At 57.8% G+C, this 22,304-nt stretch carries 16 protein-coding genes and 1 pseudogene; 8 read left to right on the top strand and 9 right to left on the bottom strand.

All coding sequences use genetic code 11. From position 1 onward, the window contains the following. Window positions 1–55 precede the first annotated feature (55 nt). The 4 genes from ACODS2_RS12560 to ACODS2_RS12545 all read right to left on the bottom strand — a co-directional run bounded on the left by ACODS2_RS12560 (window position 56) and on the right by ACODS2_RS12545 (window position 6,071). Window positions 56–1,333: an NAD-dependent epimerase/dehydratase family protein gene (locus ACODS2_RS12560; RefSeq protein ID WP_488999121.1), complete on the bottom strand. Its 1,278-nt coding sequence runs from the start codon at window positions 1,331–1,333 to the stop codon at window positions 56–58. Between the two features lie 90 nt (window positions 1,334–1,423). Then, window positions 1,424–1,777 carry a hypothetical protein gene (locus ACODS2_RS12555; RefSeq protein WP_298166559.1) on the bottom strand — a complete coding sequence of 118 codons (354 nt, stop codon included), beginning with the start codon at window positions 1,775–1,777 and terminating at the stop codon, window positions 1,424–1,426. Between the two features lie 149 nt (window positions 1,778–1,926). After that, the gene (locus tag ACODS2_RS12550) at window positions 1,927–2,850 is read right to left on the bottom strand and encodes an SDR family NAD(P)-dependent oxidoreductase (protein ID WP_488999120.1); all 924 of its coding nucleotides are present in this window, start codon (window positions 2,848–2,850) and stop codon (window positions 1,927–1,929) included. Beyond that, window positions 2,847–6,071: a glycosyltransferase gene (locus ACODS2_RS12545; RefSeq protein WP_488999119.1), complete on the bottom strand. Its 3,225-nt coding sequence runs from the start codon at window positions 6,069–6,071 to the stop codon at window positions 2,847–2,849. The genes ACODS2_RS12550 and ACODS2_RS12545 overlap by 4 nt, the downstream gene beginning before the upstream one ends. 165 nt (window positions 6,072–6,236) lie before the next feature. Here ACODS2_RS12545 and ACODS2_RS12540 point away from each other — a divergent pair, with 165 nt between their 5' ends. Beyond that, window positions 6,237–6,461, top strand: coding sequence for a hypothetical protein (locus tag ACODS2_RS12540; protein ID WP_488999118.1), 225 nt, complete (start codon window positions 6,237–6,239; stop codon window positions 6,459–6,461). Here ACODS2_RS12540 and ACODS2_RS12535 read toward each other — a convergent pair. Together ACODS2_RS12535 and ACODS2_RS12530 are read right to left on the bottom strand one after the other, a co-directional pair. After that, complete coding sequence (locus ACODS2_RS12535; RefSeq protein ID WP_488999117.1) at window positions 6,458–7,048, bottom strand: Arm DNA-binding domain-containing protein; 591 nt, start codon at window positions 7,046–7,048, stop codon at window positions 6,458–6,460. The two genes, ACODS2_RS12540 and ACODS2_RS12535, sit on opposite strands and share 4 nt — an antisense overlap. Window positions 7,049–7,855: 807 nt before the next feature. Further along, window positions 7,856–8,479, bottom strand: a complete 624-nt coding sequence (locus ACODS2_RS12530; RefSeq protein WP_488999499.1) for a TetR/AcrR family transcriptional regulator — start codon at window positions 8,477–8,479, stop codon at window positions 7,856–7,858. 79 nt (window positions 8,480–8,558) lie between these two features. Between ACODS2_RS12530 and ACODS2_RS12525 the strand changes: the two genes are divergently transcribed. Both ACODS2_RS12525 and ACODS2_RS12520 read left to right on the top strand, forming a co-directional pair. After that, entirely contained in the window at window positions 8,559–9,635 is a 1,077-nt protein-coding gene (locus ACODS2_RS12525) for an aldo/keto reductase (protein ID WP_488999116.1), read from the top strand. 939 nt (window positions 9,636–10,574) lie between these two features. Further along, complete coding sequence (locus tag ACODS2_RS12520; protein ID WP_488999115.1) at window positions 10,575–11,048, top strand: VOC family protein; 474 nt, start codon at window positions 10,575–10,577, stop codon at window positions 11,046–11,048. Between the two features lie 155 nt (window positions 11,049–11,203). On the opposite strand, the gene ACODS2_RS12515 is transcribed toward ACODS2_RS12520, so the two are convergent. Continuing rightward, window positions 11,204–11,962, bottom strand: coding sequence for an SDR family oxidoreductase (locus ACODS2_RS12515; RefSeq protein WP_488999114.1), 759 nt, complete (start codon window positions 11,960–11,962; stop codon window positions 11,204–11,206). Between the two features lie 383 nt (window positions 11,963–12,345). Here ACODS2_RS12515 and ACODS2_RS12510 point away from each other — a divergent pair, with 383 nt between their 5' ends. The 4 genes and pseudogenes from ACODS2_RS12510 to ACODS2_RS12495 all read left to right on the top strand — a co-directional run bounded on the left by ACODS2_RS12510 (window position 12,346) and on the right by ACODS2_RS12495 (window position 15,969). Further along, the gene (locus ACODS2_RS12510; RefSeq protein WP_488999113.1) at window positions 12,346–13,497 is read left to right on the top strand and encodes an acyl-CoA dehydrogenase family protein; all 1,152 of its coding nucleotides are present in this window, start codon (window positions 12,346–12,348) and stop codon (window positions 13,495–13,497) included. Between the two features lie 123 nt (window positions 13,498–13,620). Then, window positions 13,621–13,725 (top strand): annotated as a pseudogene (locus ACODS2_RS12505) (IS6 family transposase); the annotation flags it as partial. 167 nt (window positions 13,726–13,892) lie between these two features. Further along, entirely contained in the window at window positions 13,893–14,837 is a 945-nt protein-coding gene (locus tag ACODS2_RS12500; RefSeq protein WP_488999112.1) for an alpha/beta hydrolase, read from the top strand. A 196-nt stretch (window positions 14,838–15,033) separates the two neighbouring features. After that, window positions 15,034–15,969 (top strand): helix-turn-helix transcriptional regulator, encoded by a 936-nt coding sequence (locus tag ACODS2_RS12495; protein WP_488999111.1) that lies wholly within the window; start codon window positions 15,034–15,036, stop codon window positions 15,967–15,969. Window positions 15,970–16,301: 332 nt separating this feature from the next. Here the strand turns inward: ACODS2_RS12495 and ACODS2_RS12490 are convergent, their stop codons facing one another. Together ACODS2_RS12490 and ACODS2_RS12485 are read right to left on the bottom strand one after the other, a co-directional pair. Next, window positions 16,302–17,981 carry an FAD-binding protein gene (locus ACODS2_RS12490; RefSeq protein ID WP_488999110.1) on the bottom strand — a complete coding sequence of 560 codons (1,680 nt, stop codon included), beginning with the start codon at window positions 17,979–17,981 and terminating at the stop codon, window positions 16,302–16,304. A gap of 291 nt (window positions 17,982–18,272) precedes the next feature. Continuing rightward, window positions 18,273–19,205, bottom strand: coding sequence for an SDR family NAD(P)-dependent oxidoreductase (locus ACODS2_RS12485; RefSeq protein WP_488999498.1), 933 nt, complete (start codon window positions 19,203–19,205; stop codon window positions 18,273–18,275). A gap of 790 nt (window positions 19,206–19,995) precedes the next feature. Here ACODS2_RS12485 and ACODS2_RS12480 point away from each other — a divergent pair. Continuing rightward, window positions 19,996–22,269 carry a TonB-dependent receptor gene (locus ACODS2_RS12480; protein WP_488999109.1) on the top strand — a complete coding sequence of 758 codons (2,274 nt, stop codon included), beginning with the start codon at window positions 19,996–19,998 and terminating at the stop codon, window positions 22,267–22,269. Window positions 22,270–22,304 lie beyond the last annotated feature (35 nt).

Here is a 22,304-nt window from a genome sequence, read left to right as displayed (position 1 = left end):
GCCGCTTGCCGTACCGGCCTCAATTCCATTGCCGGCCATCATGGCCTGGCCCAAATCACATCGCCGAAGGCAGCCGTGCGTAGACGTCGTTGCCGACCAGGACCAAGTTGACCGCCGCGGACTGGGTCTCGCTGCGGACAATGTGCGCAACCTCGGCACGCGGCTCGGGCCGGGTTTCAGGATGGGGCCCGGTCCATTGCGAAACGCAAGGGATCTTGGCCCGGTTGCAACGGCCAGCATAGCGCCGCGCGATGTCGGTCACTTCAGCTGCCAGCCCCTCATGCAACCGCGTGGGCCGCAGTCCCAGCTTCAGGAACCGTTCGTTGCAAACCGTCAGGTCGTTCTCGGCAGCCTCGACGCGTGGATTGGGTACCAGCTGGTAAGGTGCCCCAGTCATCTGTTCGATCATCCGCGCCAGATCGATCAACCGGTGCGTCTCGGTCATCTGGTTCATGATCGCGACCCGGTCACCGCGCTGCGGCGGATTGGCAATCGCCAGCTCGATGCACCGAACAGTGTCACGGATATGAATGAACGCGCGCGTCTGACCGCCGGTCCCGTGCACAGTCATGGGATGGCCGATCGCGGCCTGCATCAGGAACCGGTTGAGCACAGTGCCGTAGTCGCCATCGTAATCGAACCGGTTGATCAGCCTTTCATCCAGGCTGGTCTCGTCGGTCTGGGTGCCCCACACGATGCCTTGATGCAGATCAGTGATGCGCGTCTTATAATTGCGGTTGTAGTACCAGAAGAACAGCGCATCCTGCGACTTGGTCATGTGATAGACGCTGCCCGGATGAGCCGGATACAGGATCTCGATTTCCTTGGCGCCTTCAGGTGTATTGATGGTGACCGGCAGATAGCCTTCGGGGATCTCCATCCCCGCCGTGCCATACCCATACACACCCATCGTGCCGAGGTGGACGAGATGGATCTCCAACCCGCTGTCAACAATGGCCGAGAGCACGTCATGCGTGGCATTCAGGTTGTTGTTGACTGTGTAACGCCTCTCGCGCGTGCCCTTCATCGAGTATGGCGCAGCGCGCTGCTCGGCAAAGTGGACGATCGCGCGCGGCCGCTCGCGCTGGATCAGGTCGAGCAGCTGGTCATAATCCGTGCCGACGGTCATCTGGGCAAACCGGATGGTACGTCCGGTCACTTCCTTCCACGCGGCAAGCCGCACCCCGATCGAGCTGATCGGGGTCAGGGAGTCGGATTCCAGATCGATGTCGATTTTCCGACGCGACAGGTTGTCGACAATGACAACGTCGTAGCCAAGCTTCGACAGGTGCAATGCCGTCGGCCAGCCACAGAATCCGTCGCCGCCAAGCACGATGACTTTTTCCAAGTTCTTACCCCCAAATTTCTGGTTGGCGGCAAGACGCAGCCGCGCAAATGCCGCCCCCGGCGAAAGCCGAATCGCTTAGATGCCGATCTCGCGATCGTGGCGCCTGATCAGGCGCAAACCTTCAAGCAGGGCGCCCAGAATCCAGCGCTGCTCCATGGGGCTAGCGCCATCCTTGTAGTAATCCAGAACTTCGCGGATGGTGCTCGGGAAAGCCGCAATAGCTGCCTTGATCCGAGCCGTTTCACCTTCGGCAAGAAGATTGAAAGCAGCTTCAATCTCAACGACCTCGTCGCCCTTGAGGAGAGCGGCCACTTCATCAGAAATAACCAGTTGCTGCTTCTTCACCTTGCAAAGCGGCTCCCGAATCCCGCCCTCGGGAGGCTGGCGCACGATCTTGATATTGCGCGGTTCATCAATGAAAAGCAGCATGTTTAACCCCCCGAAATGCGTTTGCTCGCTATTGGGGCTGCTAGTTGCTCAATATGACACGGTTGCGACATCGTCCGGCGTGCGTTGTTGCAAAATGGGGCGTTGGCGCAGCACCGGACCGGGCGCTTGACTGCGGATTGCCGCGGCCGTCAGTTACCCGCGCGCCGAACACGAAACCACGCCCAGGTCCGCGCCAGCCCAACCGCAAGCGACGTGTCCGGAGCAAAGCCAAGTTCAGACCGCGCGCGCGAGACATCGCACCAGGTTCGCTCGATCTCACCCACCCGCGCCGGGCGATATTCTACCGCGACAGGCTGCGGTGCAACAACCAGGCGCATCTCTTCAATCAGCGCATTGACCGAGACCGGCACCCCGGAACCCAGCTGCAATACACCCGATTGCGCGTAATCGATGCCACGCATGATGCCGTCGCACAGATCGTCGACGAACACGAAATCGCGCACCTGTTCGCCGTCTCCGTGAACGATCAGCGGCAGCCCGTCCGCGATGCGCCGGAAGAACGCGGCGACAACGCTCCCCTTGTGATATGAACGCGGGCCGTAAACGTTGGCAAATCGAAGCGAAAGAGTGGAAAAGCCATAGCTTCCCGACCATGCGGAGCACAGCCCCTCCACCGCCAGCTTGGTCGCGCCATAGGGTGCGATAGGATTGGGGACCATGGCTTCATGGACGGGAGGCGTGGCAGCGCCGATGATCGCACCGCCGGTCGAGGCATTGACCAGACGGCGAATGCCGCGCGCGCGCATAGCCTCAAGCAGGCGAAAGCTGCCGACCACGTTGACGTCGAAATTGAAGGCCGGATCGGCAATCGACTCGATCACACGGGTATCCGCTGCAAGGTGGACCACCGCGTCGACCCCCTCGAGCGCCACATCCAGCGCCGCCGGATCGCGGATGTCGCCGTGGATGAACTGCCCGGTGAAATCATCGAGATGCTCGCGGCGCCCCATGCTTTCGTTGTCGAGCACACGCACTTCCCAACCCGCTGCGGCAAGGCGCGGGACGAGGTTGGCGCCGATAAAGCCGCAGCCGCCAGTGACGAGGACCCTCATCGCCCGAGCATCGACAAGATGCTGGAACGTGGTCGGACAATCTGCCCCTCCATCACGGTCAGCAGCCCACCCGGCACGGCGACGCCATTCTCTGCCAAGACCACTTCAATTTCATGCGCTCCCCCGTTTCGGACGATATCCGGCACCGGCACGGAGAAGCGCCCTTCGCTCTGACCACCAATGGGGACCCGCGCAAAAAAGACGCCGTCGGCAAACAGGGCAAGATCGCACCGACGGGCGCGATCCTGACGATGGCGAATGATCCCGCCGATGGCTCCGGCGCTGTCGACATCCACCAAGCCGTCATATCCCATGCCGGCAAACGTTACGTTGCGCGGCATGATCAAGCCATCGTTCAACACGATATTGCTGCCGGTAGCCACGACGCGAAACACCATCCCTGCCTTGCGCCGGGTTCCCCGCGAAGGCAGGTCGATCACGAAGCCGGCCCGCCGTGCCTCATCCGGAATGGCCGCAAACGGGGCGAAATGCCGGTCGGCCGTCGCCTGCAGAACGGCGCCATCGACGATGATCTCCACGCTGATCGGCGGCGCATCCTTGCGCAGTTGTGTAACCCAGCCATGGATCCGGTTGTGATGTACGCCGAGCAACTGGCCGATGACCTCTCCATCGCGTGTAACTTCGCCGCGCTCCACCAGCGTCTTGAGCAGCGGAGACATGGGCCGGGCGCGGGGTGCGCGGGGCCGTATCACCGGCATGGCAATGTCCTCGCCCGCAACCATGTTGAGCAACGCAACGTAGTTGCCAATCCTGGCAGGGCCATTGCGGTTTGCGCGCGGTTTGACCGGTCTGGTGCGGGCCGCGGGCTTTGTGAGCGCAGCGACGGCGGCAGATGGGTCGATAGGCCCTGCCGGACTGCGGTCGGGTTTCAGCCCGGCCATGATGCGCATCAGCACGCTTTCGGGATTCGCTGCCGCAGCCTGCTTGGCCTTGCCCCCGCCGCGCGCCGCCAACCCGCGCGCGAGGAGCAGCGTATCGCGCATCGCCAGCGGCGCTGCCGCGAGCTTGGGACGCATGACCCGAAAGGCGGTGGCCGAAAGATCGTAGCCGCGTGCGCGCAGCCACTCTGCGGGTTGCGCGACAATGCTGCCCAGCCGCATTGGCACCGTCTCGCAAGCATATCCGGCAAGCTGCGCGCGCGCGACGAATTCGTGGTCATGGCCGAGAAGCCGATAGTCGTTGGTGAATCCACCCAACTGCAAGAAGGCATCGCGCCGCACGAAGAGTGGATTCTCGATCTCGTCATCGCGGAAGAAAGCGTCGGAAACACCGACGATAAACTGTGCCTTGAGTTCGGGCGGGCTTTCTGCGCCCAGTTCGCGCATCTCGACCAGAAAGTTGATCACGTGGGCATCGGTGTGCCGGGCAATCCGTTCAAGTTCGCGCAATGCGCCGTGTTCAAGCATCGCCCCTTCCCAAACGAAAAGAGCGAAGTCGCTGCTCGCGGCATCGGCCAACCGGTTGAACGCGGCTCCGGCATCGAGATCGAAGCATTCCACCGCATGCGGCGCAAAGCCGTGGCGGGCCAACGCCGCCGCCGCGACCGCGCAGTCCTCATCGCTGTCGCCATCAACCCCGACCAGCACCTCACGCGGCGGCACCTCTTGCGCAGCCAGGCTGGCCAGTGTCGCATCCAGCGCGGCAGCATGACCAAGGAAGTAAATGCAAACCGCCGTGGCCGGACAATCGGGTGCAGGCACTGCATCCCCCCGTGCCCGATCCAGCAGCCGTTGGTGCAGTGGTCCATTGAGCTGCTGGTGGAACGCGTTCCAGATCGCCAGATTGCTATCGTTGTTGAAGCTGGGACGCGGCACCATCCCGCCAAGCTTGAGCGCCTCTTCCAGCTTGTCGGCCAGCGCCACCGGGTGCGGCTGGCACAGGACCGCCGCACGATCGCGCGGATCGATCAGCTCGGCATTGCCGCCGACATCGGTCGCCACGGTCGGAATCGCGCAGATGGCCGCCTCGTAGACCGCCATCGAGCTGTTCTCGATAATCGAGGGCATGACCGCCAGCCGCTTGCCACCCAGCAGATACTCAATCGCTTCGTATTGCTGGAAGCCGGTCAGGATCTGCACCTCGCAAGGCCACCCTTCGGAAACTTCCCGGATGTAGTCGGGCGTGTCGAGTTCGGGATGACTGGGCAGGCGGCCGCCGGGTTTGCCCATGAACGTGATCCGGCGCGGCAGGGGTACCCCCTTGCGCACCAGTCGGCGGATCGCCTGGCAGAAGATGAACAGCCCCTTGCGCACCTCAAGCCGACCGAAGAACACCAGCTCATCGATCGGCGCGCGGGTGCCAGGTGCCAGCTTTCGGGCACGCATCAAGGGTTCGAGCGAAGCGAAGGTCGCAACATTGGGCTGCACAAACGTGCGCTCCTCGGGCAGGACATAGCCCTGGCTGGCCATCCAGCGCAGCAAGTGGAGGCTGCCGCCGACAACGATATCGCCCAGTTCGACACTACGGCGCTCGGCGTGATTCTTGACCAGATCGTCGGCACGTTCGAGCATATGACCGCCGTAAAGACGGTTCCACATCCACGGGCTTGACGTCTTCACCACGAAAAGGGTCCGCGCAAACGCCCAGCCCTGCCGCTTTGCCAGCAAGCACAAGTACCCCGTGCCCCGCCATTCCGAAACGTGGACCACGTCCATCGGATTGTCGATCAGCCAGCGCATCATGTTGTAGGGCACGCGCAGCCAGCGGTCGGCGTTGGACGCGAAGCGCTCTGCACTCGCATAGTCGGGCGCGGGTACCAGCCTCACCCCCTTCTTGGCGTAGTGGTTCACCCAATGCCCGATCGTTTCAGTCTCGACCTGTTCACCGCGCAGGTAGAGCACGGTGACATCAAAACCCTGCTCGGCCAGCATCAGCGCAAGGTTGGCATATGTGTTGCCGATGCCGCCGTTGCGTACCGGGCCGGCGACCTGTTCGGTGGCTATGCAGATGCGGAGCGGCTGGCCGGAGTCGGATTGCGCAGGATTGCCATCAAGCAGGCTATCGAGTCCCGGCAGCCGCAGGTGCCAGGCCTCGGGATGGCGCGATTGCAAGTGATCGATCCGGCCTTCTGCTGTCGGCGCGCAGAGATAGCTCTCGATATCGGAGACGACATGTTCGCCAAACGGCGCAGCGCTATCACCTTGGCCATCATGGCCCTGCGCGCTTGCCTCGTTGTCTTCCCCTACACCGCGCAATGCCATTCTCGTCCCTCACGAGGCGGCGGTATCCGCGGAGTTTGTCAATTTGAAGTCACTTAGGACTGCAATTGGCTGCGGCCTCAGCACGCGTGCGCTGCTGCGCTGTCATGAGCCGGGCATCAATGATCCCCTATTGCCGAGCCGACTTCGAAATACTTGGGAAGCTCCATGGATTTTGACGCCTTGACCACCTTTGACGAATTTGCCGCAGATGGTGGCATCGCACTGGTTGGCGCGGTGCTTTCCACTTGGCGCGAACGCCGCCATGGGCAGCGCACCGGTCTTGACCGGGCCAGCCTGGTCTCGCGGGGCCTGCTGTCGGCAATGTTCTCGATGCTGGCGATCATTCTGCTCGCGACAGCCGCAAAGCTTCACTTCACTGCGGTCCGCTAGGCGGCGTGGACAAATTTGAGCCAGTATCTGGGGGTGGCAAGATGGACCATGCCGAGGAAGCTGTTGGCAAGCTGGTCGCATCTGGTGGCGAGCAAAGCTTCAGGTGCGCGCTCGGGCAGGCCGATCAGGGCGTCATAGGCTTTGCAATCTGCCGCCTCGCCCACCGTAAGATGGAAGGCGAGCGGTCGTCCGAGGGCATCGCTTCGGACCAATGCTGCTGCAAGGCGGGCACTGTTGCCTTCGTTGCTTGCAACGAGTTCTTCGTGCTGGACGCTGTGATTGGCCCAGACTTCGCCATCCCAGCGGCCGCGCTTTACCTCGATCGATCCTGAGAGCGCCCAGTTGGTAACATGAGACCGGTTCAGCAGAGGACCCAGGTCATCGCGAAAATCATAGACGACGCTGATCCCCACGGCGGGATAGGCGCCGAAGGACAGCAGCTTCTCCTTGCCCGCAAAGCGGTACTTCATCGGCCACAGCTTCGTGCCGTTCGGCTGGACGAGCAGGAAGAGTCCCTCGCTATCGAAGAGCTTATATGCGCGATCGTTTGGCTTCGCGTTTCGGGCCTGAGTCCCTGTCAGAGGCATGGGGGTATCGCTCCTTTCCGACACTCCGCGAAAACACGCCCAAAATACCCCCGCACCAAATCTGGCTGCATGTGGAAGGCATCGGGTGCATACGGATACAAATCACCCGCAACCCTCTGCTTTTTATCAATTTTTTGGAAAAATGCGGAAGCGCTGGGAAGCTTCCGGACCCGAGGTTGGTAGCGGAGGAGGGATCCACCGAGCATCCGCATCAAACTGTTTCATAAAGTTTTTTTCGTCACAGATTTCGGAATACCCCCACCACTACCCCCAAATCGGCCACTTTACGGTGAGCCGTTTTAGGCCTGCGCCAGGACGATCTGCCGCCCGAAATGGTGGCCGAGTGGTCCCACGGGGCGACAAAGCACAAAACTTTCTCCTAATCAGCGGGTCCTTGGTTCGAGCCCAAGCGCGTCCACCATATTTTTTATATAAATCATAGACTTATATCTGGATGAGGAAGGCCTGTTTGGCTGTCCGCTTCTTGTAGGTAGCATTCTAGGTAGCTCGGCGAATTTCTCACTATCGAGCCGGGACGGTCGGGCTTACTTGGAAATCAAGGCAGGTCAATTGGCTGAAAGCCGCTCGAACCCCGAGTCGGGCCACCCGTTGAACCCGCTGGACTTACCGGTGCCTCCCCGCGACGTTTTCAACGGAAGGTTTTTCGCCAAAAACCGACAGCCAGCTTTCACACCACTGGCATTGTACCGCGCCGGCAGCTGCAACTGCGTTAAAACTGGACCGTCGGGTCTGCTCGGCAGATCTGTGGAAAGCCGTCAATGCGACCTTCGCCGCACAAAGGCTCAATTAGGTTTTCGGCCATGCCGCCATTGTGGCTGCGACTATAGCGACCAAGACTGCGCGCGAGGCACCGTCACGCGCCAGTACAGACATACCCTGTGCGACAGCCATGATGAGACCAGCCAGCGCCACAGCGTCGGTGGCGGGGGACAGCAAGCCGCTCGCCACATCAGCATCGATACGTGCCTGGAGGCAGGCAACGATGAACCTGCGAATATCCGCAACTGCGTCTTGAACATCGCAGGATGCTGCCGAACCGGTCGCGGTCGCACTGGCGAGTAGACATCCCCTGGGGGTCGTGTCTCCCGTGTATCCGACAGCAGCCTTTGTTAGCATCGCATTCGCTGCGTCATATGCGCTCGGCGCCTCGCGGATGTCCCGTGCCATCGCGTCCGGGTCGCCAGCGTAACGGCGCATCGCTTCGAGAAACAAGCGTTTCTTGTCACCAAAGGCTGCATACAGGCTGGGCGCGGTCACCCCCATCGCTGTCGTAAGATCGACGATCGAGGTCGTCTCATAACCATGCCGCCAGAACATCAGCATCGCTTGTTCAAGCGCCGCATCGCGGTCAAATGACAGCGGCCGACCGGTTTTGCGGCCTCGGGCTGTCGGCATTCCAGCACCTTTCATAGTGATCACTCGGAAATAAATTGACTCATCTGCCTTGACCTAGCATGACTTTCGTATCGAACGCTAGGAAAGTAATCCGATGTCTCTCCACGACTTCCGCACACTCGGCCGATCGGGTCTCGTCGTCAGCCCTCTCGCGCTCGGAACAATGACCTTCGGGCCGGGCGAGTGGGGTGCAGACGAAGCGACATCGCGCGCAATTTTTGATGCGTATCGCGCCGCGGGCGGCAATTTCATCGACACTGCTGACATCTACACAGGCGGCGAGAGCGAAACGCTCGTGGGGAAGTTCATCGCAGATACCGGAAGCCGCGACGAGATCGTGCTGGCGACCAAGTTCGGGTTCAACGGCTCAGCAAGTCCGTTGGCCTCCAAGCAGGCAGGTGGCGGCTATCCCCATGCCGGCGGTGCAGGCGCGAAAAATATCCACCGCGCGCTCGACGCCTCACTTAAGCGCCTCGGCACCGACTACGTCGATCTCTACTGGATGCATATCTGGGACGGAGTCACGCCAGTCGAGGAGATTGTCCAGACGCTCGGTGATCTCGTTCGTGCGGGCAAGATCCGTTATTACGGCTTTTCGGACATGCCTGCCTGGTTGGCGATGAAGGCGGCGACGATTGCCAGCGAACGCGGCGTCCCCGGTCCGATCGCTATGCAGCTCGAATATTCACTCGTCGCGCGCGATGTGGAGGCCGAACACTTTCCTGCGGCCCGCGAAGGCTCGATGGGGGTCATGCCCTGGAGCCCGCTCGCGGGTGGTTTTCTTACTGGAAAATATGAACGCGGGAAGACCGCCGATCTTGGGCGGCTGAGCGGTGCCAACCCGTTCGGCAACAGCAAATTCGTTGATCGCAACTGGGACATACTTGATGTCCTGAAAGTGGTCGCTGCCGAGCTTAACCGGCCGGCCGCGCAGGTGGCGCTAGCTTGGGCAATTGGACGCCCCGGCGTGGCGTCCACGCTCATCGGTGCTAGCAAGCTTTCGCAGCTGGAAAGCAACATTGCGGCAACCGAGATTCGATTGACCGGCGATCAGCTTCAACGGCTCGACACTGCCAGCGCGCCAACACTGGGATTCAGTTCCTCATTGGCGCAACCGTCCATTCGCCGCATGGTCTTTGGCGGCCATCGGGTTGCTGGTTGGGGTGAATGAAGTGCGGCTGCTTTACAGCATCGCTTGAGGCGGATGGGCCTACAGGGGGCGATTCGGGCAAGCCGGTGAATACGACGATCAGCGACAAGACGGCTCCGTGTCCGCTTCCTTCAGCACGCAAATGATCTGCTCTTCCGTGAACCTCGTTCGCTTCATCTGTCCGTCCTTCCAATGGGCCGGACTCTAATCATGCGTGGAGGAAAATCAGGGGGTCACGTCACGGCCAATGGCCAATGGCCAATGGCCAATGGCCAATGGCCAATCAGATCATTTCTTGAGGATTCCTAGCAATCGCGATCTTGTTCAAGATCGACCGCTTTACCGGCGCGTTACTCGCTCATAAGTGAAGACGCAATCGGCTGCTGGCAGGATTTCAAATTCGGCAAACTTGCCGGACTGATGCGAGCGCGACCGCATAGAGGTTTTGCAAACCGCGGCCGTGAGGCCCCGGACCATGGTAGTATGGCAATATGGCTAGTGGATGGGATCTCGAAGTCGAAGTTCCGATTGCCGGGACAGATGCCGACAGGTTGAGAGCCTCGATCCCGTGTGCAAATTTTAGGCAAGCGCCCAGGTCGTCCAAGCACCGAAAAAGGGGGCAGAATGACCATCCTGTCGCGCTGCGCACTGTGGGCACCCAACAATTCTGTGATGCGCTATTAGTTCCAGAGAGTGCGCTCTGCGCGGACACCCCGGCTGGTCAGCCACGGCCCAGGGACTTGAATTTGATCGGAAACATGGCGGGCGCCTCTTTGGGTGTGCTGAACTAAGCCTGGGGAGCCCCCCTCACCCCAAGTTTGGGAAATGGCAGTCGCGTACGCTGCTCATCTGGCAGCGCTCCCTACCCCATGGCAGACCAAGCCCCGAGGTTACTCAGCTTCAACCGGATCATTCCGGCACCGAAATCAAAGCTCATTGAGCCGGCATTGTGGAGAAAAAATGATGTCTAATGAAGCGGCCGACTATAAGTTTTCGCACGTCGGAATCTGCGTCACAGACTTGGCGTGCGCAATGCAGTTCTATGGTGAAGGCTTGGGATTTCAGCCCGGAGCTCAAGTCAATATCGAGAATACCGTACAGAACCTCGTCGGCGTCGAGGGAGACCTTGTGATGCAATGCCAATTCATGAGGCTGGGTGACATGGTGATCGAACTCATTCAGTTCGCGACGCCTGCAACCGTCAAGGAAACAGACCGACCGCGAGCGATGAACCGAACCGGCTTTACACATTTATCGTTCCGGGTTGACGATGCCAAGGAAAAGGCTGCGAAACTTGAAGCCTTTGGCGGCACAATCGTCCATTCTACCGCAGTGTGGGACGAAGCATATGGTGGAAACTTGCTCTTCTGCCTCGATCCCGACGGTAACCGTATCGAACTCATGGACTATCCCTCTGAGATCAGCTTCGCTTAAGCGGGCGACGCACCGATCGAGCCCAGTTGATGCGATGATCTCGACCGGACAATATCAAGGATTATGTCGGCGGGGCTGGAAGCAAACAGCCTCAAGCACTGCTTTGCCCTACTTCATGATTGTCGGATTTTCCGCACTAGCGGGCGTCGCCACTATCACACGAGATAACCACCATCGACGGGTAGTGCGACGCCGATAACGTTGGACGCCGCGTCGGACGCCAGCCAAATCACGGCCTGAGCAACTTCCTCAGGCTCACCGATACGGCCGATTGGGTGGTTGGCGATTGCCGCCTCGAGCATGCCAGGATTTTCGCTGCACACATGCTCGAACAGGGCGGTCCGGATCGCGCCGGGACATACCGCATTGATCCGAATTCCCTGCTTGGCATAGTCCAAAGCGACGGACCGAGTCAGTCCAATCACGCCATGCTTGCTTGCCGTATAGATCGCCATCTGTTCGGTTCCGGAAAGCCCCGCCGCAGACGCAGTATTGACAATCGCACCACCGCCTTGGGCGAGCAGCAGCGGGATTTCATATTTCATGCAAAGCCATACGCCAGCCAGATTTACTGCCATAGTCCTGTCGTACGACCCGCGCGTTTCATTTTCGATTTTTTCCGGTGTAGATGAGATTCCGGCATTGTTGAACGCGCAATCGAGCCGCCCGAAAATGTCGATTGTTGAATTCATCAGGCGCTGCACATCTTCTTCGTCGGAGACATCACATTGCACGAAGGCGGCTTTTCCGTTTGTGGCCAAGATTGCCGATACGGTCTCTTCCCCATGCGCCTTGTCGAGGTCAGACACAATTACGCTCGCACCTGCTCTGGCAAAGGCAAGCGCGGTAGCGCGACCGATGCCCAGCCCCCCACCGGTGACGAGCGCAACTTTGTTGGAAAATTCAATCTGCATGTCTCTCTCCGGTCTAACGCCTTTGATTTGGCTCTTTAGCAAACGACTGCGAACCCAATTTTCGAACGCCGGATGCGTGGACAACCCATAATCCTCGGTCCCGCGCTCTGCCGAAATTTCACCTGAAGTCGAAAATCACATTCATCGTTCAAACAGACATGCATCCCGTACTCAACCCACCGACGCGTCGCAGAGCCCTAGATGATCGCATCCGGCCGAGAATGCTCGGATAATCCAATTTCCAGTGATTGCTTACCTCCCGTTCCTGCACGAATTTGGCGGCCCAGTCAGAGCGCCGCAGACTTATGCGGTCTGCATGCGATGCGGTGCGATCCACCGTAAAAGCTCAAAATCAAAGCACGTTCATGCATGAGAGGAACAAAATGTCGTACTTTCTGACAGAAGAGCAAGAATCCATTCGTGATGTAGCGCAGCGCTTCACACAAAATGAGGTCAGGCCACGCGCGCTGGAGCTATATGGCCCCAACAGTCATAACTTCATCAAGGAGATGGGCAAACGGATGGCCGACCTCGGCTTCTTCCGGATTGCAGTGCCCGAGAGCGCTGGCGGAATGGAAGCTCCCCGTACAACTCTATTGATCGTTTACGAAGAGCTATCCAAGGAAAGCCCGGCTCTCGCGCTGCACATCATGCTCAATGGCGTGCTGCCTACAATGCTTCTGGCTATGCCAAAAGCCAAAGAAAAATGGTTTGAAAAGGTGCTGGATGGAGAGGCTACCATGGCAGGGGCTGGCACCGATCCGCGAGGATTGGCCAACTTCAGCGAATGGGATGATCTGGCCGAGCGTGACGGTGATTATTTCGTGCTCAATGGGACACGGAACTGGTGCACAGGCGCGCCTTATGCTGATCTGATTATCATTTTTGGTTTGTACCAGGGCACAACGTGGGCCTTTCCGGTTGACGTAGGCACGGCCGGCCTTGTGGTTGGCGAAGATCGCAAGATGGGTTTGGGAACGACATTTGGCGCCATCACGATGACGGACGTCAGGGTCCCGGTAGCTGATAGCCTTGAGATGGACGGTTGGGTCAAGAATCGGCAACTGGTCCAGGCCAACGGGCATTCAACCATCAACGTGCTTGACGTCTCGGCCATGTCGCTCGGCATCGCCGAAGGCGTCTTTGACAAGGCATTTGAATACGCCAAGATGCGCACCAATGCTGGCAAATCTATTCTCACGTTGGGCGCGATCCAGGTCAAGTTCGCTAAGATGAAGGCACAGATTGAGGCCGTTCGGAACATCCTATACAACGCGGCGCGCTTGCTTGAGGAAGGTCGGCAAGACAAGATGCTGGAACATATGGTGAAGCCGCTCGCAACCGAAATGGCTGTCGATGTTGCTCGCGAATGCATGCAACTTTTCGGCGGCAGTGGCTATGCCGTCGAGACTGGTATTGAACGTTACCTGCGCGACGCGATGGGGCTCACAATCGGGGAATGCACCAGCGATATGCATTGGTCGACTGTCTCCACACTCATGGGTATGCCGGGGGCTCGGCTCGGATCGTTCTGACATTGCCACACACGAGACAATTATTCCGGTGGGCAAACGGTTACACCGCAGGCCCACCGGACAACGGCACCGGTCTTGTCACAGCAATCTCGCCGCAGCCCGGTGGCCCGATAGCATATCCAGATGGCGGCCATGCTATACGTTCGGTTTCCGCTCTCGCTGCGCAAAGTCGAGGACTTGTTGTTCGAGCGCGGTGTAGGCATTTGCCCCGAAACGGTGCGGATCTGGTGAAACCGGTTCGGGCCGCTGTTTGCGTTGGAGGCGGCCGTTGAGCACATGGCGGGTTGAGGTTTTTTCGCCCCGACGGTGTCGATCGACTGTGAACTCTCAGAAGCGGACGGTACGCCTCGGGGACCGGGCCGGTCTGTAAACTCTACCCACGTGAGGGAACGCTGATGGCTGAGGAAGTGAAGTTTACGGTGGAGGGCGTCGATGTGTGCGCAGACCTCTATCTTCCGCCAAATCGTAAACCGGGGGAAAGGCGACCTGCCCTAGTGGTAGGTCACGGTTTCAGCGCGGTGCGCGAGGTGCTGGCGCCGCAGGGGGAGTATTTTTCGCAAGCTGGCTATGTCGTTCTTGCGATCGATTATCGCAGCTTCGGGCGGAGCGGCGGCATCGTACGCGGCGAGCTCTTCCCTGAACGGCAAATGGAGGATTTCAGCGCCGGCATCAGCTATCTACAGACCCGCGATGAGGTTGAACACGACCGCATTGGCCTGTGGGGCACAAGCTTTGGTGGTGGCATGGTGCTTGGTGCGGGCGCTCGCGATCGTCGCGCACGTGTGGTGATCGCGCAAGTTCCAATCGTCGATTGCCGCCGTTGGATGCAGTGGCTTCGCTCGCCCGAGCAATGGGAAGAGCTACTCGACGCGCTCGATGAGGACCGGGCAAGGCGCCTGCGCGGCGAGCAAAGTGCTCGCATCCCCGTCGTGGCGCATTTCGGCACGCCGGGAGTCTGCGCCATGCCGACCAACCGGGATGTGCTTGCCTTCGTTGGCATGAACCCGCCGACCTGGCGCGACGACATCTCGCTTGAGTCGATGGAAAAAATTATTCAATTCAACCCAATGTCTGCGATACGCCAAATCTCTCCGCGACCGCTCTGCATGATTATGAACACCGGCTATGAAGTCCTTCATTCGGTCGAGCAGGTGATGGACGCCTACGCCGCCGCCGCCGAGCCCAAGAAGCTGGTGTTGCTGCCTTACGATCAGCTCGGGTTCTACGCCGAGGCGGGACAAGACGAGGCCATGGCCGCAGCGCTCGACTTTCTCAATGAAAGCTTGCCGGTTGGCAGCCGGGCTGGCGGCGCGGTGCCGCGTTCAAAATTCGGCGCCTGAGGATCGCACATGAACACGTTCAAAGGCAAGGTTGGCGCTCATCAGTGATGCCGACGGCGACCATGCCGCTGTTTTCCATCGGGGCGGACCGACCTCAGTTTATCGCCCGCGCGGACTGGCAACATCCTGCCCACATGAAAAGCCTTGAACGGGTAAGGGGCCGTGTAGTAGATCTTGCGATCGGTACGGGCTCGAAGTGGAAGACCAATCGGCCTTGGGATTCACAGCCTCTGACTTTGCCGGACCAGGGAGAAAGGGTGCGACCGTAATGGCGGCTAAGGTGATAAGCGTCATAAACGAATTGGCGCTCGAAGGCTCCAAGGTACAGGTGGTCGACTACCGGTGGAATTCAGGTGAGCGGATAGACGAGTGCTATTCGGACTATATCCTTTGTTATCGAACTCACCCTGAAATTGTCTCGATAACACCCGCATCAGACACTCGGTCGAAAGCGGGTTTCGGCCAGCTCGAATTTTTCTTAGCGGGCATGGACGTCAAGTCGCATCCGGCGCTCCGCCCGGAACGGACGAACTCAATCCTGTTCCGTTTTTCGCGAGAATGGTTCGATCAGCTCTGCGGCACGTCTATTCTGAGTACCTTGAACGCGAGCAAGCGAAAGGAATTGCTCGACATGAAGGACTGGCGAATAGAGCAGTCCATCCGCCGGATCGGCGCGGAAGTCATGACGCCGGGCTTTGCAACACCGGTCTTGGCTGAAGCGCTGGCAGCACAGATTGGAATAGATCTCGCGAGGCACTTCAATAGCGACCCCGACAGGTTCCGGTTGCAATCTTGCAGCGGTCAAATCTCTTTTAGGGATGTAAACCTGATTCAGGAATATGTAGAATCATGCGAGAACGAATTTCCGAAAGTAGATGATATTGCAAAGCTCCTTAAAATAAGCTCAGCACATCTACGGAGGTTGTTCAAGCATACAACCGGAAAAACCTTACACAATTTCATCTCCGAAATTCGCATCCGTCGGGCGAAGTCTATGCTAGAAGCAACTGATCTCCCCCTCAAGGAAATCTCCTATCGTCTCGGATTTAGCGATCAGAGTACGTTCTCATATACATTCAATAGATACATGCACTTATCACCAAGTGAATATCGACAAGCAAAAAGAAATTGACCCTTAATACATCAAACCCGATCCAAAAAATGGATGATATCGCAAAATGAAATCGATCAATAAATTCTCTTACACTTGGCCATGCCTAGGGCAGCCGAGTGCTGCAGGCGATCTTTTGTAATATCCTTGACGATCGTTGACCTTTCTGTGTGTTGCGGCCTGCTATTTGGGGCGCTTCGACGTGGACAACATGGTGTGGTATGCTGGTTGAAGGTAGATAAAGCTACCAAGCCTTCTCATAATGATGGCACTTCCGAATGGTTCCCTCACTCTTGGGGCTTAAGCGGGTTCGCTCCAACTATTAAAGCGCGTTTCTGCCAAAGTATCGGGCGCTACAATGCGGCTGTAGATTGGCTAGAAGCGTGTGCCGCGGCGCGGCGTCCTGAAAAAACGAGATCGGCGAGCGACATGCCGCTCATGTAGCTTTTCGAGCACAGACCGATTGCTGTCCGTCCTGCGGCATAAAGTCCTTCGACTGAACTGCCGTCAGCGCGCCGAACTTGGCCCGTAATCTCATTCACTCGTAATCCACCAAGACTGAACACCTGGGTCAATCCGAATTTGTTGCGAATGGACATGTTCATCGCGTAAAAGCGACCCTGCCGAATTGGGGCAATATTGGCGGCTAGCTTTCCTAGTGAATCGGAATTTTTCATATCCGCATCCAGATTATACTTAATAACTGCGTCCTCAAGGTTCTCTGCATTTACGCCAAGTTTTCGAGCTAACTTGGCAAGCGAACTAGCTCGCTTCGTGCCACCCATAAACACATTCAAAAGTAATGGTAAGCCGAAGAAAAGGAACATTCCCCGGCCGTAGGTAGCAGCCGTGCGGAAAGCATTCCAGAACGCCGGGCTATCCAAGATGAGATAAGCGAAGCCTTCGCGCGGCTGCTCTGCCACTGCATTGCCGACCAATGAGACGTATGCGTCTTCATTTACAAATCGGGTGCCATTCGCATTGATCAGGATGCCTTTCACCAAAGCCTCAGGCGGCGACAAGGTCTTGCCGACGAACATGTTCCCCATCAAATCAGGCTCGCCGCCGGCACTGATCCCCAGTGCGATGCCGCTGCCATCGCAGCCCATCGAGCCCAATCGCATGATTTCACGGTAACTTTTGCCCAACTCGGGTCGAAACCGAGTAAGCATCTCCAGATTGTTGATATATCCACCCGTCGACAGGATCACGCCGCGCCTCGCGCGGACTCGGACAATCTCAAAATTCGCCGACTCGAACGCGGCACATTCCTTGATTGCTTTTTCCGATTTTGCACCCCGCATTGGTATGTGCGGATTTACACGTTCATAAAAGGCGCGATGTTCTGCGACTTTGGCAGCCGGTATGCGGTGAACTTCGACACCTACTATCCGCCCGCTAGCATCGGCGATCAATCGCCTTACCGGACAATGCGGGAGAAACTTCGCTCCAGCATCAAGTGCCGCCTTGCGGATCCCCGCGTAAAATACATAACCGGTCCAGCCCGCTCCAACCGCCCGGTGTCCACGCGGCGCCGGCTTGGCGACTTTCGCAAATGTGTCCGCTTTCTCGTTCCCGCTGTAGTAGAGGAACTTACCTTCGGGTGGATAAGTCGCCTTTTGCGAATACAGTTCGCCGCTGTAGGGGACATGCCGGCTGAGCCACCGAAAATTGTCTGGGCTATCCTCGCAGAATTTTCGCAGTGTTTCGTCTTCCGTTGGCGTGCCTTCTGCCTGAAGATATTTAAACATCTCTTCAATGGAGTCCTCGATTCCAGCATTTTTCTGGGGCTCTGTCTCCGCGGCGTAGTAGATGCCGCCTGAAAAATGCGTTGCACCGCCGCCATCGAAACGATCAAGAATTAGAACCTTTGCCCCGCGTTCGGCTCCGTCAAGTGCGGCTGCGGCGCCAGCACCGCCGAAACCCACGACCACCAAATCCGCTTCCCGGTCCCAAGCCACGTCGTCTGCAGCGTGAACATGAAGCATGGGCTGCGTGCGAGTTGAGTGTGCCATTTGCTGATCCAAGGTCATTCACCCTCTTCCAGATCGGGAGTTTCGTTATCAGACCGAGACAAAGCAGAGACAGGTAACATCCCTAGAAGGGCGATTGCCTTCGAATCTGTAGTGGCTAAATTTAATGGTATATCCACGAGCTGCCCTCCCCGATTTTTGGATCGGCCGTAGCGTCGTCGACAATGGCGCTCCCCTTTCCTGGCAACGCCGTGTCAGGTTTGCCGGTCCGTTTTCCCCTTCGGTTATCTGCCAAAGAGGCGTGTCGGGCCTACGCCATGCTAGGACCACGTTGGCCAGATCGATCATCAATCAAACTTGGTGCTCTCCATACAACCTGATAAATTCTGCACCGCGCGCTTCAGCATCATCTCCAAAAACCAGGCTTGATGACGCGAAGACATCCGTGGCCATAATCTGGGAAAAATTGTCCCGGATGGTTTCGGGCGTTGGAGATTGGCTGGTATACCCTTGGCTTTCGGCTATGCAGATCCTCGTGGTGCTCCCGGCCATGACGCCGAAAGATTCCCCGTGAACCTTGCAGTCCTCGTGCACCAGCCAAAGCAGAGTTGGTGGCACAAGGTCCGGAGAAAACGCTCCCAAACGCAGAGAATCTGGGAAGCCAAGGGCTTCAACGGGTCTCGTCACCGCTCCAGGCGCCAGTGTGTTGACCAAGATACCTAAATCGGCGCCCTCTTTCGCAAGAGACCGGGTCAAGCCATGGATTGCCCCCTTCGCGGTCGCATATTCCAAACCCCCGCGCCAACCTATGTAGCCACAGTGGGAACCGATGTTAACAATGCGCCCACCGCCCTGAGCCTTCAAATGCGGCCATGCGGCACGAATGACATTAACTGTGCCGAGCACATGAACCTGCCAGACGCGGAAGAAGGAGTCAGTGGTGGTTTCTTCAAACGGTCGCGCTGGCATAAAATTGCCTGCATTGTTGATGACGATGTCCAGGCGCCCGAAGCAATCGATCGCTTGGCGAACCATCGACAGTGCCCCCGCCTCGGTCGCCACAGTTTCACAATTCATAACGGCCCGGCCACCAGCAGCGCTGATCTCATCCGCGACATCTTGCGCATAGCGGCGATCACCGCCCTCCCCCTGCAAGCCCACACCCGGATCGTTCACCACAACGCAGGCTCCCCGCCGAGCCAGTAACATAGCGTAACTTCGTCCCAGTCCACGCCCGCTGCCGGTAACTAGCGCGACCCTTCCATCCAGCCTCAACTCGTTCATGGTGGTGCTTACTTTCATTAAGTCGGCCGCTCTCCGATCTGCCCACGAAATTCATGCACGCCTGTGAGGATGGCAATCATTGATAGTTGGATTATCCGCGCAGAATCGGTTGAATTCGATCATTCAGCACTGCCCGACCCATTGTTGAGACACTAGACGGGGGCAAGGTCACACTGCGAACAGACCTGAAAATGCTGCGCGTACGATCTTGCGGCAGCTCACCGTCCAGGCAAAGGCCGTGGGGCGCATGGCGCGCTTGAAAACGAAATGGCCTCCCATCTGGTCGGTGAATGGGCAGACAAACAGCGGGTGTTTTCCGAAGAAGACAGGCAACTTGAATCATTTTGTTCTGGCATCGCGGGATAAAGTTTCGAGCGAATTTTTTCAGCGTGACGAGTACATATGAACACGTGGCGCATTCTGATAAGATGAGGGTGCCTGAACTGCGTGCGGCGAGAGACCCAGCGCCCCTGCCCCATCGACTTGAAGCAGCAGATTGTCGTTGCCTGGATTAGCAGCCGCAAAATGGGCCGCAGCTCGGTTCGGATCGTTCAAGGCAATTTGCCTGCGCTGCGGCTCCCGCAGACCCGCACGTTCACATAGCGAACAAAGTCGTCGAGGGCGTTGCGACCGGCGTCCCGGATGTGTGAAACGCATCCACGAACATTGGCACCGTCAGGTCGAAAACCTGGTCGCGGCGCGATTTAGTGAAATCCGATGAGGGATGCACCGCCAGTGACATTTCTGATCGCGCGTCAAAAAAATGCAAACGAACAGAGGGAGAGGTAGCATGGTTACAAATTATTCTGATGGCGTACGTCGTCGCCGCATTCATCGGCTCATCGCAAACGTATCGACGCTTGCTCTCGCGTCCATCTCAACGAGCGCGATGGCTCAGTCGTCGCCAGCGCCTCAGCCGGGTGTCGAAGCGCCGCAGGCCGAAGCCAACGTCGGTGTTGCTGAAATCGTCGTGACAGCGCAAAAGCGGTCGCAGAATTTGCAGAATGTCCCTGTCGCGATCAGCGCGATGGACAACACCACCCTGGCGCGCGCGAACCTGACCAATGTAACTGACCTTGGCCGCATGGTCCCATCGCTTACCCTTGCAACGACGTCCGGCGCCGTGCAGCCATTCCTTCGCGGCATCGGCAGCGCAGGATCCGGTCTGGGCAACGAAGGCAGCGTGGCATTTTATCTTGATGGGGTGTATCTCACGCGCGTCCCGCAAACTCTGCTGCAATTGAACAACATCGAGCGCGTTGAGGTCCTGAAGGGACCGCAGGGCACTCTGTTCGGCCGAAATGCCAGCGGTGGTCTTATCCATATCATCACCCGCGATCCGAGCGAAACCAGCGCATTCGAAGGGAAGATCGGCTACGGCAACTACCAGACCGTGAACGGCAGCGTCTATGTGACCACCGGCCTTGCGCCAAATCTTGCGATGAGCGTTTCCGCCATGGTTTCGGACCAAGGCAAAGGCTGGGGCTTTAACCGCGGCAGCAATCGCGAGTGGGGCAAAGTTCGCAGCGAAGTGGTTCGAGCCAAGCTGAAATGGACTCCCTCCGCAGATACGACCGTATTGCTGATTGGTGACTTCAACCACTCAAACGGCGATATCATCCCCCATTCGCAATATACTTTTGATCCGGCGGTTCCTGGCTATTCTCTCCCTCCGTTTGGGAAAATTACAGGGCTGGGTTTCTATGATATTGAAGCCAATACTCACCCAGTCAATATCAACAAAAATTGGGGCGTTTCGGCCAAGATCGAGCAAAATTTGGGCTTTGCCACACTCACGAGCATCACGGCATACCGCAAGAATACCGAATTCGAGGTTTTTGATGCCGACTTCTCAAAGCAGGATGGGTTCGCCGCCACACTTTACGGTAAGAGCAGGCAGTTCTCGCAGGAAGTCCAGCTCGCATCTAATAAGGGATCGTCGTTCGATTGGCTTGTGGGGGCGTTTTATCTTGACTCTTTTGGTGGTTACCAACCATCGAGCTTTACTGGCCTCGCAATCGGCCCAGGCATCGACTTTCAAAGGTACGGTCTCACAAAAGTAAAATCCTACTCGATCTATGCGCAGAGCACGTTTGAAGTGCTTCGAGACACGCATCTGACTGTTGGAGCCCGGTATACAAGTGACCATCTGAGCGGCGAAGGTCGGGATGATGTTGCCCTTATCAATGGCCCAGTTATTGTTCCGGGCGCGATCGTGTCAGGCAAGGATACATTCAACAAGGTTACCTACAAGGTTACGCTGGATCACAGGTTCAGCAGCGATCTGATGATCTATGCTACCCAGAGCCGCGGGTACAAGGCAGGTGTATACAATACACTGCCGTTTGCTCTGCCCGTCGCGCAACCGGAGACACTCGACGCCAGTGAGCTGGGTTTTAAATCAACTCTTTTTGACCGCAAGTTGAGACTGAACGGATCCGGCTTTTACTACGGCTTCAAGAATGCTCAGTTTCAAGCCTATAATGGTCCATCGATACTTCTCATCAATGCCGCCAAGGCCCGCATTTGGGGTGCTGAACTCGAAGCAGAATTCGCACCTACCCGTGAATTGAATTTCAGAGCGGGTGCAGGCTACCTCAATTCGAAATACACAAGCTTCAAGAACGCTCAGACAATCAAGCCCAATCCCGGGGTTGATCCTACCGACGGCCATATTGGTGGATACCTCAACGGCTTCTTGCCCTACGATGCCTCCGGTAACGACATGATCCGCGTGCCGAAATGGACCTTTAATCTTGGCGGAAGCTATGACGTCGATACTGCCGCCGGCGGTTTCGGTTTGGACCTGAACTGGTCTTACAATGACGGCTTCGCGTGGGACGCCGATAATCGTATACGGCAACCCTCGTATTCGCTTTTTGACGCTGGCTTGAAATGGACGCCGCCTGGCGCAGAAAATCGCTACACCATCAGATTCTGGGCAAAGAACATCACCAAGACAAAATACTACGTCTCTGAGGCGCAAGCTGACGGTGCTCGTGGTGCTTCCGCTCTTCCGGGTGCTCCCCGCACCTTTGGTGGCGAGCTTGCTGTAAAGTTCTGAATTCTTCAGAATAAGTAGAAATATAGCTGGTAGGA

Source organism: Novosphingobium sp. FG137 (genome assembly GCF_057809735.1).
This window is presented reverse-complemented; position numbering and strand designations above follow the sequence as displayed.

What these genes read in the sequence shown, in the direction of transcription:
- ACODS2_RS12525 (WP_488999116.1), top strand. Translation starts at nt 8,559, where the DNA reads ATGTCTCTCCACGACTTCCGCACACTCGGCCGATCGGGTCTCGTCGTC.
- ACODS2_RS12530 (WP_488999499.1), bottom strand. Translation starts at nt 8,479, where the DNA reads ATGAAAGGTGCTGGAATGCCGACAGCCCGAGGCCGCAAAACCGGTCGG.
- ACODS2_RS12545 (WP_488999119.1), bottom strand. Translation starts at nt 6,071, where the DNA reads ATGGCATTGCGCGGTGTAGGGGAAGACAACGAGGCAAGCGCGCAGGGC.
- ACODS2_RS12515 (WP_488999114.1), bottom strand. Translation starts at nt 11,962, where the DNA reads ATGCAGATTGAATTTTCCAACAAAGTTGCGCTCGTCACCGGTGGGGGG.
- ACODS2_RS12550 (WP_488999120.1), bottom strand. Translation starts at nt 2,850, where the DNA reads ATGAGGGTCCTCGTCACTGGCGGCTGCGGCTTTATCGGCGCCAACCTC.
- ACODS2_RS12520 (WP_488999115.1), top strand. Translation starts at nt 10,575, where the DNA reads ATGATGTCTAATGAAGCGGCCGACTATAAGTTTTCGCACGTCGGAATC.
- ACODS2_RS12555 (WP_298166559.1), bottom strand. Translation starts at nt 1,777, where the DNA reads ATGCTGCTTTTCATTGATGAACCGCGCAATATCAAGATCGTGCGCCAG.
- ACODS2_RS12480 (WP_488999109.1), top strand. Translation starts at nt 19,996, where the DNA reads ATGGTTACAAATTATTCTGATGGCGTACGTCGTCGCCGCATTCATCGG.
- ACODS2_RS12485 (WP_488999498.1), bottom strand. Translation starts at nt 19,205, where the DNA reads ATGAACGAGTTGAGGCTGGATGGAAGGGTCGCGCTAGTTACCGGCAGC.
- ACODS2_RS12510 (WP_488999113.1), top strand. Translation starts at nt 12,346, where the DNA reads ATGTCGTACTTTCTGACAGAAGAGCAAGAATCCATTCGTGATGTAGCG.
- ACODS2_RS12500 (WP_488999112.1), top strand. Translation starts at nt 13,893, where the DNA reads ATGGCTGAGGAAGTGAAGTTTACGGTGGAGGGCGTCGATGTGTGCGCA.
- ACODS2_RS12490 (WP_488999110.1), bottom strand. Translation starts at nt 17,981, where the DNA reads ATGACCTTGGATCAGCAAATGGCACACTCAACTCGCACGCAGCCCATG.
- ACODS2_RS12535 (WP_488999117.1), bottom strand. Translation starts at nt 7,048, where the DNA reads ATGCCTCTGACAGGGACTCAGGCCCGAAACGCGAAGCCAAACGATCGC.
- ACODS2_RS12540 (WP_488999118.1), top strand. Translation starts at nt 6,237, where the DNA reads ATGGATTTTGACGCCTTGACCACCTTTGACGAATTTGCCGCAGATGGT.